Source organism: Vibrio sp. 10N.286.55.E10 (assembly GCF_002872555.1).
GTDB lineage: Bacteria > Pseudomonadota > Gammaproteobacteria > Enterobacterales > Vibrionaceae > Vibrio > Vibrio crassostreae.
In genome coordinates this window covers 215,525-230,475 of the sequence record NZ_MCSD01000024.1, presented here as the reverse complement: position 1 = coordinate 230,475, position 14,951 = coordinate 215,525, and the positions used below count along the sequence as shown (strand labels likewise).

13 protein-coding genes are annotated in these 14,951 nt (G+C 43.8%); 5 read left to right on the top strand and 8 right to left on the bottom strand.

All coding sequences use genetic code 11. The annotated features are described in order from the left end of the window. Positions 1-192: 192 nt before the first annotated feature. The gene (gene mrdA, locus BCV39_RS14880) at positions 193-2,091 is read left to right on the top strand and encodes a penicillin-binding protein 2 (protein ID WP_102432522.1); all 1,899 of its coding nucleotides are present in this window, start codon (positions 193-195) and stop codon (positions 2,089-2,091) included. Between the two features lie 145 nt (positions 2,092-2,236). Here the strand turns inward: mrdA and BCV39_RS14875 are convergent, their stop codons facing one another. Continuing rightward, positions 2,237-2,857 (bottom strand): DNA-J related domain-containing protein, encoded by a 621-nt coding sequence (locus tag BCV39_RS14875; RefSeq protein WP_048660186.1) that lies wholly within the window; start codon positions 2,855-2,857, stop codon positions 2,237-2,239. A gap of 306 nt (positions 2,858-3,163) precedes the next feature. Continuing rightward, positions 3,164-4,003, bottom strand: coding sequence for a 2OG-Fe(II) oxygenase family protein (locus BCV39_RS14870; protein WP_009845327.1), 840 nt, complete (start codon positions 4,001-4,003; stop codon positions 3,164-3,166). A 201-nt stretch (positions 4,004-4,204) separates the two neighbouring features. On the opposite strand from BCV39_RS14870, the gene BCV39_RS14865 reads away from it, so the two are divergent. Beyond that, positions 4,205-4,813, top strand: a complete 609-nt coding sequence (locus tag BCV39_RS14865) for a DUF2238 domain-containing protein (protein WP_102432521.1) — start codon at positions 4,205-4,207, stop codon at positions 4,811-4,813. Between the two features lie 67 nt (positions 4,814-4,880). Here BCV39_RS14865 and BCV39_RS14860 read toward each other — a convergent pair whose 3' ends face one another. From BCV39_RS14860 to BCV39_RS14840, 5 genes are all read right to left on the bottom strand, one after another. Further along, a complete protein-coding gene (locus BCV39_RS14860; protein WP_102432520.1) occupies positions 4,881-5,132 on the bottom strand; it encodes a hypothetical protein in 252 nt (83 codons plus the stop codon). Between the two features lie 21 nt (positions 5,133-5,153). Continuing rightward, positions 5,154-6,074 (bottom strand): DMT family transporter, encoded by a 921-nt coding sequence (locus tag BCV39_RS14855; RefSeq protein WP_102432519.1) that lies wholly within the window; start codon positions 6,072-6,074, stop codon positions 5,154-5,156. Between the two features lie 36 nt (positions 6,075-6,110). After that, positions 6,111-7,802 carry an SgrR family transcriptional regulator gene (locus tag BCV39_RS14850; RefSeq protein WP_102432518.1) on the bottom strand — a complete coding sequence of 564 codons (1,692 nt, stop codon included), beginning with the start codon at positions 7,800-7,802 and terminating at the stop codon, positions 6,111-6,113. A gap of 154 nt (positions 7,803-7,956) precedes the next feature. Next, entirely contained in the window at positions 7,957-8,190 is a 234-nt protein-coding gene (locus tag BCV39_RS14845; protein WP_017064605.1) for a DUF3389 domain-containing protein, read from the bottom strand. A gap of 72 nt (positions 8,191-8,262) precedes the next feature. Continuing rightward, positions 8,263-8,688 (bottom strand): hotdog fold thioesterase, encoded by a 426-nt coding sequence (locus BCV39_RS14840; protein ID WP_048660192.1) that lies wholly within the window; start codon positions 8,686-8,688, stop codon positions 8,263-8,265. Positions 8,689-8,827: 139 nt separating this feature from the next. Here BCV39_RS14840 and BCV39_RS14835 point away from each other — a divergent pair, with 139 nt between their 5' ends. Beyond that, positions 8,828-9,616 (top strand): M48 family metallopeptidase, encoded by a 789-nt coding sequence (locus tag BCV39_RS14835; protein WP_048661995.1) that lies wholly within the window; start codon positions 8,828-8,830, stop codon positions 9,614-9,616. 137 nt (positions 9,617-9,753) lie between these two features. Here the strand turns inward: BCV39_RS14835 and BCV39_RS14830 are convergent, their stop codons facing one another. Further along, entirely contained in the window at positions 9,754-10,836 is a 1,083-nt protein-coding gene (locus tag BCV39_RS14830) for a site-2 protease family protein (protein ID WP_102432517.1), read from the bottom strand. Positions 10,837-11,193: 357 nt separating this feature from the next. Between BCV39_RS14830 and BCV39_RS14825 the strand changes: the two genes are divergently transcribed. Further along, positions 11,194-12,453, top strand: a complete 1,260-nt coding sequence (locus BCV39_RS14825) for an outer membrane protein transport protein (RefSeq protein ID WP_102432516.1) — start codon at positions 11,194-11,196, stop codon at positions 12,451-12,453. 13 nt (positions 12,454-12,466) lie between these two features. Beyond that, the gene (locus BCV39_RS14820; RefSeq protein ID WP_102432515.1) at positions 12,467-14,899 is read left to right on the top strand and encodes a VolA/Pla-1 family phospholipase; all 2,433 of its coding nucleotides are present in this window, start codon (positions 12,467-12,469) and stop codon (positions 14,897-14,899) included. The last annotated feature ends 52 nt before the right edge of the window (positions 14,900-14,951 follow it).

The following is a 14,951-nucleotide window of genomic DNA, read 5'->3' as shown; positions in this document are numbered from 1 at the left end:
AATTCACAAAACTAATCTTTACATCAATTACTTATCAACTTTTGTAATAAGAAAATTAAAGGCGCTGTTTACCGCCATCTAATGCTGTCGTTCCCTAAAATCATGACACAGCTTTTACAAAACCCTAGTGATATTCAGATAAAGTCCCGACTCGCCAAGTGTAACCAAATGTAACAAACCCTTGAGGCTTCAATGAATCATAAACGCGTTAAGATGCGTGACCATAAAATCGAAGTGAACCTATTCAAAAACCGCGTAATCGTCGCATTTTGTGGGATCTTGATGTTCACTCTTGTCTTAGTCGGCAACCTATACCGACTTCAAGTTGAAAATTTTAAAAGCTATCAAACTCGTGCCGATGGCAACAGGATCAAAGTGTTGCCTATCGCCCCTACTCGTGGGCTGATTTACGACCGCAACGGCGTATTGCTTGCAGAGAACAAACTTGTCTTTGATCTGACTATGATTCCAGAGCAAACCGATGATGTCGATGCAATGCTCGCCAAGCTAGACAAATACGTCCCACGTGATGCCGAGCAGATCGCTCGTTTCAAAAAACGTTATCACAACACCCGCCGTTTTAAATCAGTGACCATTCTAGAGAACTTAACGGAAGAAGAGATTGCGAAGTTCTCTGTTCATCAGTACCAGTTCCCCGGGTTATCTATCGATACCAGCTTAAAGCGTTTTTACCCGAATGGTGAGGTTCTTACCCACGTTCTTGGTTACGTGGCGCATATCAACGATAGCGATCTAAGAAAACTTGAAGAACAAGGGATAGATGCGAATTATCAAGCTACAACAATTATAGGTAAACTCGGCGTTGAGCGTTATTACGAAGATATCCTACATGGAACCAAGGGCTATCAGGAAGTAGAAGTAAATAGCCGCGGACGAGTTGTTCGAACGATTGAATACGTGCCGCCAGTAGCCGGCAAAGATATCGTGCTAAATATCGACCTTGAACTGCAAAAATACGTTTTTGAGCAACTTGACCATAGAACTGGCAGCGCAGTTATTCTCGATCCAAAAGACAACAGCGTGTTAGCGATGGCATCAAGCCCGAGTTACGACCCTAACCTTTTTGTCGACGGCATTTCGAGTAAGAACTATCAACGCTTATTGAATGACCCTGCTCACCCGTTGGTAAACCGTACGACTCTAGGTGTTTATCCTCCTGCATCAACTGTTAAACCATTTATGGCTGTGGCAGGACTGCAAGAGCATGTTATCTCTGAAGATACAATTCGTAACGACCATGGGGTATGGAGAATTCCCGGTTCAAAACGAAACTCCAAATCGTGGCGTGACTGGAAACGTTGGGGGCACGGGCCTGTTGATGTCACCCAAGCGATTGAAGAGTCTGTGGATTCATTCTTTTATCAAACCGCTTTTGATTTGGGTATTGACCGAATCTCAAGTTGGATGAACCGATTTGGATTTGGTGAACCGACAGGTATCGACATCTATGAAGAAAGTACCGCCAACATGCCGACTCGAGAATGGAAAATGATGCGTTATCGCACCCCTTGGTATCAGGGCGACACAGTTCCGATTGGTATTGGCCAAGGTTATTGGACTTCGACACCGATGCAACTTGCTAAAGCAACGTCAGTATTGGTTAATCATGGTAAGGTGATGCCACCGCATATCTTACGAGCTACCTTAGACCACGGTGAAGATTTCAGTACCCAAAAACTTGTCGAACCGGAGCCAATGCCCTCAATCACTGAAGTACCGGATAGAATTTGGGATGTGCCCATCAACGCGATGCGACTCGTGAACCACGGCAGTCGAGGCAGCGGCAGGCGTGCGTTTAAGGGAACTGAATACACGAGCGGCGGTAAATCAGGAACTGCACAAGTGTTTGATCTTGCGAAAGATCAGGTCTACAACTCGAAGAAACTCGCTAGGCATCTACTTGACCACGCGCTTTACACAGCTTTCGCACCTTATGAACACCCTGAATATGTCGCGACTGTGGTCATTGAACACGGTAACGGCGGCTCGAAAGTCGGCGCACCTTATATCCGTAAAGTACTCGACTATGCCTTTGAGCATAAAAGTGGTGAGAGCAAAGATCACTCCTAGCACCAACAACTTAAGTCGCTACAACACATAACGTAGTTACCCAAAACATAACGTAATTACGACAAAGCCCCACTTGTGTCACTCACAATATGGGGCTTTATATTTTAGGGTTCCACCCAGCTAGGCAGTTAAAAGTGACTGTCGATTATGAGCTTCGTAATACATGCCATGCTTCACAGAGCGTCTGAAATTTTGCGGTGTTACCCTCGTCTCGGTCTGGATGCCATCTCAACGCCAGTTGTCGCCAACGTTTTCTAATCTCATGGTGAGTGGCGTCTATGGGTAGCTCAAATAAGTTCAACGCTCGGCTTCGATCCATATCGAGCTCATCACCACCAACAAACTTCCGGTACCGAGTCCAAAATTCGTTCAACAGTCTTTTAACTTCACCTTCATCCGCTTCATAGTTAACCCAATTAATATAGTAGTCTCGAAGTGGATCTTGACGATCGATGTTGTGGTTGCTTCCGTGATAACGACCGTTCATCAATTCAATGTCCATCGCTTGGACTTGGAGCCAACCATCAGGATGTAAAGTTTCTTGAAGCTGATAAAGCGCATTCATGATCAGGAAGTTCTTTTTAAACAACTCTTTCTCAGGCACAGGATCTAACTCTGGCACAAACCCAAGGTCGTTCAAATGAGCCGCCAATGTATGTACTTTCCAGCCGCTTGGCTTTTGCTTAAGCACTTCCATTATCGGCCAAAGCAATGGGTTTTCCATATGGCAATGAAAGTTTGCTCGCACATCTTGATGATTCGACATAGTTGACTCAGTTAGCTTTTCTGAATTAATGGAGTTTCAAAACAGTGGTTCTATAAGTAACCTGTTTCTCATCCGTTGCGTATCTTCTTTAATTGAAAGCGATTTTCTACGATTTGTCGAGCTTAGGGACAAACAACTTTCTATCGCTTGGCTTAAAGACACTTTTTACCGTCAAGACTGAATACCGTTTAGTCGAACGCAACCGTAAGCAATACAGGAGCTATTTTTTGCTACAGATGCAAAAAGGTCAGCAATTTAGCTGACCTTTTACATCTATCCAGTATTGGGGACTAAGCATTTAACTCATTAGATAACGCCAAGCTCTCTTAGACGTTCCATTAGGTATTCGTTTGCTGTGTACTTTTCAGATAGCACTACTTCTGGTTTCGGGTGAAGGAATAGAGGCAAAGAGATACGAGACTTCTCTTGGCGTTCACCTGATGGGTTGATTACACGGTGAGTTGTCGATGGGAAGTAACCACCTGATGCTTCTTGAAGCATGTCACCGATGTTGATGATCATGTTACCGAAGTCACATGGAACATCTAACCACTCGTCATTTTGTGCTTTAACTTGAAGGCCCGGCTCGTTTGCTGCAGGAAGAACAGTCAGTAAGTTGATGTCTTCGTGTGCCGCAGCGCGGATTGCACCTGGCTCTTCATCACCTTGCATTGGTGGGTAGTGGAGAACACGAAGCAAAGTCTGTTCACTGCCGTTAATCATTTCTGATAACGCAATAGAGAATTTCTCTTGTACTTCTTGAGGAGCATGAGCTTCAACCCAACCTAGCAGCTCCTGAGCAAAAGCATTCGCACGTTGGTAGTAATCTAGAATCTGTTCTTTGAGCTGTTCAGGGATTTGGCCCCAAGGGTATACGTGAAAGTACTCTTTGATGTCTTTTACAGTATGGCCCTTAGCAACTTCAGATACTGAAGGTGGAAAATATCCATCTTGTGTTTCAACATTAAAGTGGAAGTTCTCTTTCTCTTCAGAGATGAAGAATTGGTACCAGTTTTCGTAAATTGACTCAACAAGCTCTTTCGGGATTGGGTGGTTCTTAAGAACACCAAAACCAGTTTCACGTAGAGAGCGAACAAATTGTTCTGCTGCGTCGTCAGCAAGGTAATCGACAGTTTCCAGTTTCATGACTTTCTTTCTTGTTATGTAGTAATAGAGCGATTTTAAGGATCGCTTTGTTGTAAATCAAACTTTTGTGAAACTCTAGCAACCGTTTGTCTAGATACTGGGCGATAACGCCACTTTTCAACAAATCTGGTGATTAAACCTCAATTGAACACTGTTCATTATTGTGTAACACTATTAAAAACTTCGACGAGAGATCTTGATATGACAATCACGCCACTTGCTCAAAATCGAGCATTACTGTCATTGACAACGCTGTATCTGACTGTGTTTCTATTTTCAGCGTTCGCTCCCTCTTCAAGAGCTGTGTGGATTGCCGAAATTGTCCCAGCGCTCGCGATATTGGTGGGTATTTGGTGGTTATCAACAAAGGTCACCTTCACTAAGACAGCCTACGTTTTAATGTTTATCTGGCTGATTTTGCATACGATAGGCGCGAAATATACCTTCGCTGAAGTGCCATTTGATTGGTTCAATAACATGATAGGTTCTGAACGCAATAACTTTGACCGTGTCGCCCATTTCTCTATTGGCCTTTATGCTTACCCACTCGCTGAGTACTTGATTCGTAAAAAACTGGCTCAACCGGTACTGGCGTGTTTCTTTGCGCTATTTGCGATCATGGGTGTTGCTGCAGGTTATGAAATTATCGAGTGGTGGTACGCGGAGGTTGCAGGTGGTGATGAAGGTATCGCATTCCTTGGTTCACAAGGTGATATTTGGGATGCGCAGAAAGACATGCTGTGTGATACAACTGGCGCAATTGTCTCGCTAATACTTCTTAAGCTTCAAGGGCGTGTCAAAGTTCATTGATACTAGCTTTTGATTCTGAACTTCAATAACAGTTCTGAAATGCCACACAATGAGTGCGGTGGCATTTTTATTTCATTATTACCTTGCCACCAACAAACTTGTAGGCTGGCGTACCTCGAACCAAGGTATCTCGCGCAAATTCAATCCCGCATTCAGGGCACACACATGGCTCTGTCGTGAAATCTTCAACGATACGCTCCTTAAAACATTTCACGAGTGCACCTTTGCCACCTTTCCGATACTTAAAAAGTTGCGTTTTACATTTGGCGCAGAAAATCTGAACCGTCTTGGTCGGTTGTGTCTTGTTTGGTTTAGCCATAGAAGTTAATGATTGAACTCTTTATTTCTTATGTTTAGGAGCGACAAGAACCAAGCTTATCCCAAGAAGTATAACGGTTGATGAGACTATAAATTGCATGGTGACAGGTTCAGATAACAGTAATACGCCACCAAGTGTCGCTATAACTGGAACAGAAAGCTGTGCAATAGACGCAACCACCGTATTCAGTTTTTTCACCACGTAATACCACAAACTATAACCGATACCAGAAGCCACTGCGCCCGATATAACCGCGTAAATCAAACCTTGCTCAGTGATAGATACTTGCGGTAACGCATTAGGTATCAAAGAAAATAAGTTTAATGCCAAAAGGATAACTAGCGAGCTGAATCCAAAGTTAGCGGTGGTCGATTGCAGTGCGTTTGACGATTTCTTTCCGGCTAACGTGTAAATGCCCCACCCAACTCCGGCCAGAGACATCAAGATGATAGAAACTAAGTCGGGTGCCTGTGTCGATTCCGTTGGCATTAACAAGTAAACAAGCCCTGCCACAGATAACAAAAACCCGCCCCACTCAATGAGTGACATTCTGTTGCCAGAGAACAAATGCGCGGCAATCATTGTAAATTGCACTGCGACAAACAACACCAGAGCACCAATACCTGCGCCAAGCTCTAAATAAGCAAACGAGAAGCCAAACATATACACGAGCAGTGACAATATGGATGTGAATTGGAACTGTGATTTGAGCTTTGTGTATCCCGATATACCGCTGTTATATGAATCCTGTTTAGGTTTGGAGTTAGATTTAGATTGCGAAGATAACGTTAATAAAATCAGAAGTGTAAGCGCTCCAGACAAGATACGTACGATCGAAAAGCTCAAGGGATCAATCGTTTGATCCATTAACGCCCAGCGGCAAAGCACGGAGTTAGCAGCAAATGCCACCAGCGTAATCAGGGTTACTAAAACGGTTTGCATTGGTCTTTCCTTGTCCTTGCTGAGGTTAGCCGTGTATTAATCAACGTCAGGTTTAACCCATACTTGGCTAAAATCAAACCAACCAAGCGCATTGCACTTGGCGTTTTGTAAGGTACCACATTGGTCTTTGTTTACGCCTAACCAACAATGGAACATCGGAATCAATTGGTTGCTTTGTACCAGTTGCTTACCGAGTTGCCTTGCTGGAAACTGTTCAAATTCACCAGAGCGCCAACGATCAATCATATGGCACCATTGATCAAAATCATCTGCGGGACTGGATTCATCGAGGAAACTATAATCCATAAGCCAACATGCCAGTGCGTCGTCTCTGTTATTCGCAATTCCCATAGGGTTAATCCAGATGTCCACATCATCAGCATGCGGTGGATCGGTTTCGTAACCCAAAAGCTCAACATCAACATTATATTGCTTAAGCACAGTAACAATGGCCTTCGCGAGCGTAGGAAACATTGGATGCTGGCATTGGTAAGCTAACTTTATTGCAGGCTTACTATCGGCTGGTGGACATTCCGGAACCTTTAGCTTGATATCGTACCAACCAGGCTTGATGCCATAAGCATGCAAAACGCCCAAATCAATGACGGTTTCTTTTGGTATATGTACAAAAAGATCGGCAGCATTTAACGCGTTTGATAAAAACTCCGCCCAAGCGGGATCTTGCGCTATACCTTTCTTTCTGTTGAGTAATAGATACGTACAGCCCGGATCGAGCTCTACTTCATCGCTATCGCCGCGGTCGGCCATTACAGGCTTAGAAAGACTTGGATAAACCATTGATGAATAAGCCTCATCCACCACCCAAACTTCAACGCGATCAATTAACGGTCTGAAACCAAAATATCCGTTAAAAGCCGTTAACACGAGTTGTTTCTCGTCGTTCTTCTCGATGCGGTAAGGCCCTGTTCCAATCGGTCGAATATCATAGTCTTCACCACGTAAAGTGACCGGTAAAGTGACTTTAGCGACCGACTCCGTTAATGCGAGTGGAAAATACTTGTCTGGACGTGTGAGGAAAACATCTACAACACAATTTGCAGGTGAAGAGACATCTTTGATATGCGAAAACATGTTGAGAGGTTCGAGGGCAAGAAGTGTATCCACAACATGATTAGTTAACAGAGGTTCCCCGTTATGAAAACGAACACCTGGCCGCAAGAAGAACCGCCATTGATAGTCACTGATCTGCTGCCACGAGTGAGCAAGATCAGACTGGAGCTGATCGTTTTCATCCAAACGGGTTAAACCACTGAAGACTTGGCAGGCGATGTGTTGCTCTGAACGACGCATAGACTTTGTCGGATTAAGCATGGATAGCGGACGATAATAAGGCAAACGAATGACCTGTTCGCCCTCTTGATATTGCACACCCAAGTAGTTTTGAATGACTTGGGTGAGTTTCGCAGCATTGTGATCAAGCACTGACAGCGCCTGTCCAATTTTGCCTTCCTGTAAGTAGCGTCTCGCTAAGTTCTCGCTCACATCACAACGATTTTGCTTAAAGATAAGTTGAGATAACTTCCCTCGACCCGCTGCCGGTAACCATTCGACCCATCCTTCTTCCTCAAGCTTGTTGAGTACCATTCGGGCATTACGACGGGTACAACAGAGCACATCCGTGATGTCGTCTAACTGAACATCAGAATCTTTACCATCGAAGTATTCAAACAGGGTTTCAAATTGAACGCGAAGTCTTGGGCTGCTCATAAAGAGGAAAACTTATTCAAAGGACATTGAATTCAGTTTCCCTATTTTACGGCCTAAAAGCAATATTACTGGCACAATTTTATTATGGATTATTGAGTATGACATCCTAAGACGTTATTCAATCTGAAGGGCTAAGTGCTTTTACAGCATAGGATTACATCACATCGCAGCCAATTTCATTAGCGATCTCACGAAGCTGCTGTTCGTCGTCCAATTTTATCGACCATTTACACTCAGAGCCATTGGCTGAAATGACATTTGCCCCTTTTCCGATCAGTTGAATGGCATCAACTTGAGCTTGTAGCGTGACTCTATGTTCACCATCTAAACGAACAACCAGCTCATGTGCCGTTGCGATGACTTTTCCACTTTTAAACGTTATGACCATGGGATTCTCGGGCTACTTCTTTAAATACTAATAACTTCTTCTAAATACAAAAAACTGATGACTTTAAGTCTATTATCGCTTGTGTTTCTTTACAGCGATGGTTAACCGGCTGGTGCAAACTAAACGTTGACGTTCATCTGTGATATTGATCTGCCATACTTGTGTCGATACACCAAGGTGAATGGGCTCAGCAGTACCGATGACGTTGCCTTCGCGCATTGATCTTACGTGGTTAGCATTGATATCGAGTCCAACGCAATAGTAGCCTTCTGGAACGCAGAAATTTGCAGCCAATGAGCCAAGTGTTTCTGCGAGCACAACTGATGCGCCACCATGAAGCATGCCAAGTGGTTGATGCGTAAAATGACAAACCGGCATGGTTGCCACCAAGGAGTTATCGTTTACTTCGGTGTAAACAATGTTGAGGTGTTCAATTAAGGTATTTTTTGAGGTCGCGTTGAAGGTATCTAGGTCAACGGGCTTTTTCCAAATACTCATATAGGTTCCTTAATTATTGATCTTGTTATCGCGTGCATAGCTTTTTTCTATATTACCGCTGTTAGTTATCTTACAACCCTTAGCTATTACGCAAGTTGATGTTAACATGCATAAAAACCGAATACACAGAGGATATTGTATGACGTCATGGATGAAGTTTGCCTCGCTTCTCACACTTGCAGGCCTAACCGCATGTAGCGCTTCTCCGACAGGCAGAAACCAATTGCTGCTTTTTTCAGATAAAGACATGTCTCAGCTCGGAGCACAATCTTTTGAACAAATGAAGAAAGAACAACCCATCAGTAAAGATGCCAACACTAACGCTTATGTACAGTGCGTAGCGAACAGTATTACTCAACACATTCCTAAGCAAGGTTTTAGTGAATGGGAAGTGGTGGTTTTTGATAGCGACCAAGTGAATGCATTCGCCCTACCTGGCGGAAAAATCGGTGTATACACAGGCTTACTTAAGGTTGCAGTTAATCAGGACCAACTCGCGACGGTTATCGGTCACGAAGTGGCACACGTTCTAGCGGACCACAGTAATGAGCGCCTTTCTCAGTCTCAAATCGCTAATACTGGCTTATCTATTACTAACGTCGCGCTAGGTGCATCAGAGTACAAGCAGTATCAAGGTATGACGATGGCCGCGTTAGGTTTAGGCGTTCAATATGGCGTTATTCTGCCGTATGGGCGAACTCAAGAGTCTGAAGCCGATGTTGTTGGCTTAGAGTATATGGCTCAAGCTGGGTTCGATCCAAACCAAAGTGTCAACTTGTGGCAAAACATGGCGAAAGCATCAGGTGGAAATCAGCCGCCAGAATTGCTTTCTACGCACCCTTCCCACAGTACGCGTATTAAAGATCTTCAAGCAACGATAAAGACGCTTCCTCAATCGGGTTCACTAAGACCAAATTGCAAAGCGTAGTCTAAGTTAGAATCGCTTAGTTGGTGTATCTACAAAAATGCCCTATCCATATTGGTTAGGGCATTTTTAGTTTCTTGCTAACTAACAGTTCAAGTGCACTATGCAGCTAAATGAATCCAACAACAGAAACTCACTGGTCAAGTACCAAGAATTTGTAAAGGTAGGCTCAATAGCTGATCACCTGTCGATGCAAAATACCAGATAACACCGATCAAACTGCTCACTAAACCCACATACCAAACGAACGACACGACTTGACCGTATTTGTCTAACGGCAACAAATGACTGTGATGACGCCCTTTCCATTCGAACAGTATTTCAACACTGCCCATGATCAATAAGAAACCAAACAGGGTTAAATTCAATTGATAACTCAATACCACGCCAGCAACAGCTGCCGCGACACACAATACAATGCCAAGCACACTGTTCATCGAGAAACTGATACTTTTAAGAACATGACCGCCATCAAGAGGCAAAATCGGCAGTAGATTGAACAGGTTTAACAAGGCATTAAATACCGCAAGCCCAGCAAAGACCATCTCGCCAGTCGCCCAGTACAACACCATAAATATCAACGACAATATCAAGCCAAACAATGGCCCCATGATTGAGATAACCACATCTTGCCAGCGCGTATTAATCTTTTCATCGGATAACGCCAAACCACCAAGAAATGGTATCAAATAGATGCCTTTGGTCTTCATGCCAAAGTATTTCATCGCTCTGATATGACCGTACTCATGGAACATTAAACAGGCAATTAAGGCCAGAGCAAACTGAATTGAAAACAACCATGAGTAAGCCGCTAAACTCGCGGAAGCAAGAACGACCTTAATTAGCTTAGCGCTTTTCAGCGCTTTCATGCCAAGCGACACCAACCCAATTAAGCTAAAACGCCTCTCTGGTTTAGGAGCAACAACAGGGGTTTGTTGCTCGATATCTTTGGTATTTCGATTGCCTTCGGTAATAGTTTGGCCATTAACCGATGCTTTATACGTCATCTCAAACGGTTGCCACTGAACGGTCGACTCAACGTGACACTGCAACGTTTCTTCTCCAGCACGTAGTGCAAATTCGTGTGTTCGTGCGTCTTCTTGGTCTGTGGTCGCATCTAATTGAGATACCAGAGTGTTGTCCCAATACAACTGTTGCCACCCTGCCATTGACCCTTCTAATCGAAGTGGTTTACCAAGAAACTCTATCGCGAGTAATTCCAAACTTAAATTCCAATTTAATGACTTCTAACGAGTGTCGATATTATGCCGATTTAGCGATCGGCGGTAAACATAAACAAAGTTGTTACATATTGAGCTATTGAACACTATTTGTACCAATAGCTAACATAAACATTCTGGTCACACCTCCAACCACAAATAAACTATTGATTGTAATTATATTATTAGTGTTAAAGTGCCGCCCCTCGAAAATATAACCTCACAAAATAGCAACTATTTCTTTGACTTTACATAAAACATGAATTTAACATGCTGTTTACATTAGAGCTTCGACACCAACAATGCTCAGTGTGTTTTCAAACGATAATAATGAAATTCGATGCCCTAGGAGGGTCAAGGATGAAAACAATACAACGCTCTCTCGTTTCACTTTCTGTGCTATTTGCGTGCAATTCACTTGCGGCTGGCTTCCAAGTTGCTGAGCATTCTGCCTCAGGTCTTGGTCGCGCATTCTCAGGTGAAGGCGCTGTAGCCGATAACGCGAGTGTACTAGCGAGAAACCCCGCCGCAATGACCCTATTTGATACAGCCCAATTTTCAGGCGCGGTTTCTATCGTTGATCCAGAGGTGAATATTACTCAAAACAATGTTCCAGGTTCTGGCGGACAAAGCCAAGTTTCTAAAGACGTAGCGCCACTGCAAGTCGTGCCTGCTGCTTACTACATCAGCCCTATCAACGATAAATGGGCTTGGGGCATCGGTATGTTTTCTAACTACGGCGTTGCTACCGATTACCCTGATGATATTTATGCAGGTGATCTTGCAGGTGATACTTCACTTGTGTCTGTGAACCTGAACCCGAATGTCGCGTATCGAATTAACGACCAATTCAGTATTGGTGCTGGTGCAAACCTTGTTTACGCAGAGGCAGAACTTAATCGTCATCAGGGCTCTATTTCGAACATCACTGGCGATCCTGCTTCAACAAAACTGATTAGCATGACAGGAGAAACCTTTGCGTTTGGTTGGAACGTTGGCGCGTTATATGAACTGAATGAAAACAATCGATTCTCTATCGCTTATCGCTCAGAGGTTGACCTAGATTTTGATGATGGCGACTTCAGCGATTACACGGGTAGCATCGTACAAGGTAGTGCGACGACCACAACAGGTCGTCTAAAAATCACATTACCTTCGATCATTGAGATTTCAGCTTTCCACCAACTGACCGATCAATGGGCTATCCATTACGGCTGGCAACAAACTGGGTGGAGTAGTTTTAAAGAGCTGAAAGCGACAAGCTCAGATTGCGCAAATGGTGAGTGTTTTAAAAAGACCGAAGATTACGACGACAATAACCGTTACTCACTTGGTGCTACTTACCAATTGAACCAAGCATGGACATTAAGAGCAGGTCTTGCTTATGACGAGCAAGCAGGCGAAGCGACGTTGAGCATTCCTGATAGCGACCGTTTCTGGTACAGCGCAGGTTTAACTTACCAATACAGCCCTAACCTATCTATTGATGCCGGTTTCGCTCTTGTTCAAAGTAAAGAAGGTGATTTCACTGAAACCAATGAACTTGGTCAGGAACTTGAATTCTCTGGTGATGCAGTCGCTTACCTATCTGCAATTCAAATGAACTACACCTTCAACTAAACGGAATTAAAACATGAAAAAGTTATTTAATGTTTCGCTGCTTGCGTCAGCTATGTTTCTTGCTGGTTGTGGTGATGACACATCTAGCTCGGGTGCTTCAACAACGATTCAATATGAGCAATATATTCAAGATTCACTTGCACAAGCAACGAGTATCAAGTTTCAACTAACCGGTGCTGATATTGCAGTTCCTCTTCCTAGTTTCGCATTAATGGATGCGACCGATGGGACTCTTGGTTTACCGACTGGCGGTGACGACTCATTGACCAACCCTATTGCCGCAATGAACACAATGGATGGTTGGTCAACTTCAATGCCAATCATCATGGACTTTGAAGGTACTGGCTTAGCTGACGGCGTAGCTAGTGGTGGGGTTTACCTATTAAAGCTTAGTGGTTCGCTGACTTCAGACACAGCACCAACTGTTACTGGCGTATTGACACAAGGCACTCATTTTAATGTTGTGTCTAGTGCTTCAACCGACACATTCACGATAGTTTTCAATGATTCACTCGATGCTTCGAGCGAATACGTGTTGGCGCTATCAAATGAACTCACGGATGTTAATGGTGATCCTGTTGGCATGTCGGCAAGTTATGCTGCACTGAAATCTAGTGCGGTAACGTACACCGAAGGTAGCCTAGCTCAAGCACAACAAGTAACTCAAGGTGTTGAAAAGATCTTTGCTGGAGCGACTGCAGCTGGTGCGATCAATCTTGATACTGAAAACATCATTTATTCGACGTGGTTTACAACTGAGTCTGTCGGTGATTCCCTTTTCGCTACCAAAGCGGCAACGGCAACAGGATTGGCTACAGCAAACCTCAATAGCGTTTGGACAGGTAGCGCAAACCCTAACTCTGTTGACCTGTCGACAGCTTATGCGATGCAGTTTGGTGCTACGGAGTTGTTCACAACAGCGCTAGCAAACGATACTGACTTTGATAAGTATGTTGCCGGCAGCGACGCGACAACTATCGCAACCTTGAAAGGCGCGATTAATGGCTTGTATGGCGCGACAGACAACGTAGATGTGACTCAAGGTTTTGTTCAATTACCTTATTATCTAGAAACAAGTGCTACTGAATGGAACTCACAGCCATTCGAATCGGGTATGCCTAGCTTAGCAAAAGTTTCAAGTGCTTTAAGTGATGCTAACGAGCAAGCTAACATGGCTGCTCAATTAGTTGCTGCAGGTATCGATACTAGTGTATTAGCGACTGACCAAACAGAACAGCTCAAACTGGTTGGCCTAAACCTTACTCTAGTAGATGGCTCACCGCTTGATAGCGAAAGAGTTATCACGAAATACTCTCCAGTTCCTCAGGTAAAATCATTAGAATCTGTAGAGTTTTTGTTATTTACACCTAATGGTGCAGATCCTACTGATGTGGTTATTTACCAACACGGTATAACCTCTGCTAAAGAAAATGCTTATGCGTTCGCTTACAACTTAGCGAGAGCTGGCGTTGCTGTTATCGCAATTGACTTACCAATACATGGTACGCGCAGTCTAGATGATACCCGTTCAGCAAATGCAGATGTGTTGGCTTATTTGAATCTCGCTAACCTGCCAGTAGCTCGCGACAACGTTCGTCAAAGTGCGTTAGACGTAATGGGCTTAAGAGCTTCGTTAACCGCTTCTTTGCAAGCAGGTTTACTTGCTAGGTCACCTTTGAAGGGATTTAACATCGCGACAGGCTCACAAGTTAAGTTTCTAGGTCATTCGTTAGGTGGAATTGTTGGAACAACTGCAGTTGCATCCTCTAACCGCACGTTAGGTAGTGCAACTGCCGATTCTTTATATAGCTTCAGTGCTGCAGCTATTGAAAACTCTGGCGGACAAATATCTAACCTTTTGTTGGGTTCACCATTCTTTGGCCCACAAATTAAGCATAACGTTGCACTAGGTGCTTCTACTGAATACGCAAGTTTCGCTAGTGCTAACTGTACAGGGTTAACAGATCAAGTTTGTTACAACACGTTTGAAAGTAATGCAACTGCGGCACAAAAAGCAACCATGACCGCAGCATTCCAACAGTTCGCTTATGCGGCACAAACCGTGTTAGACACTATTGATCCATACACTAATGCTGATTACTTGCTAACAGCTTCTACTCAGATGCCTATTTATATGGGGCAAGCACAAGACGACCAAACAGTGCCAAATACTGTTGCAGATGCACCTTTTGCTGGTACAACACCGCTTGCTACGAAACTTGGCTTAACTGTGGTAGATGCGAGCAATACAACACCAAACGGCACTAAAGATTTTGTTAAGTTTAGTGATGTGGCATCGCATAGTACATTTGTTGCTCCGCAAGATGACACTACGCCTCTACCATTAGATTTAAACCATCACGTTAGCATGCAGACACAAGCTGTCGACTTCTTAATAGATAACGCTTTAACTGCAGCGTCTATTACCGGTTCTGTATTGGAATAGTAACGAACTCTAAATGAAACCAAATGCCAGCCTAACCGCTGGCATTTTTGTA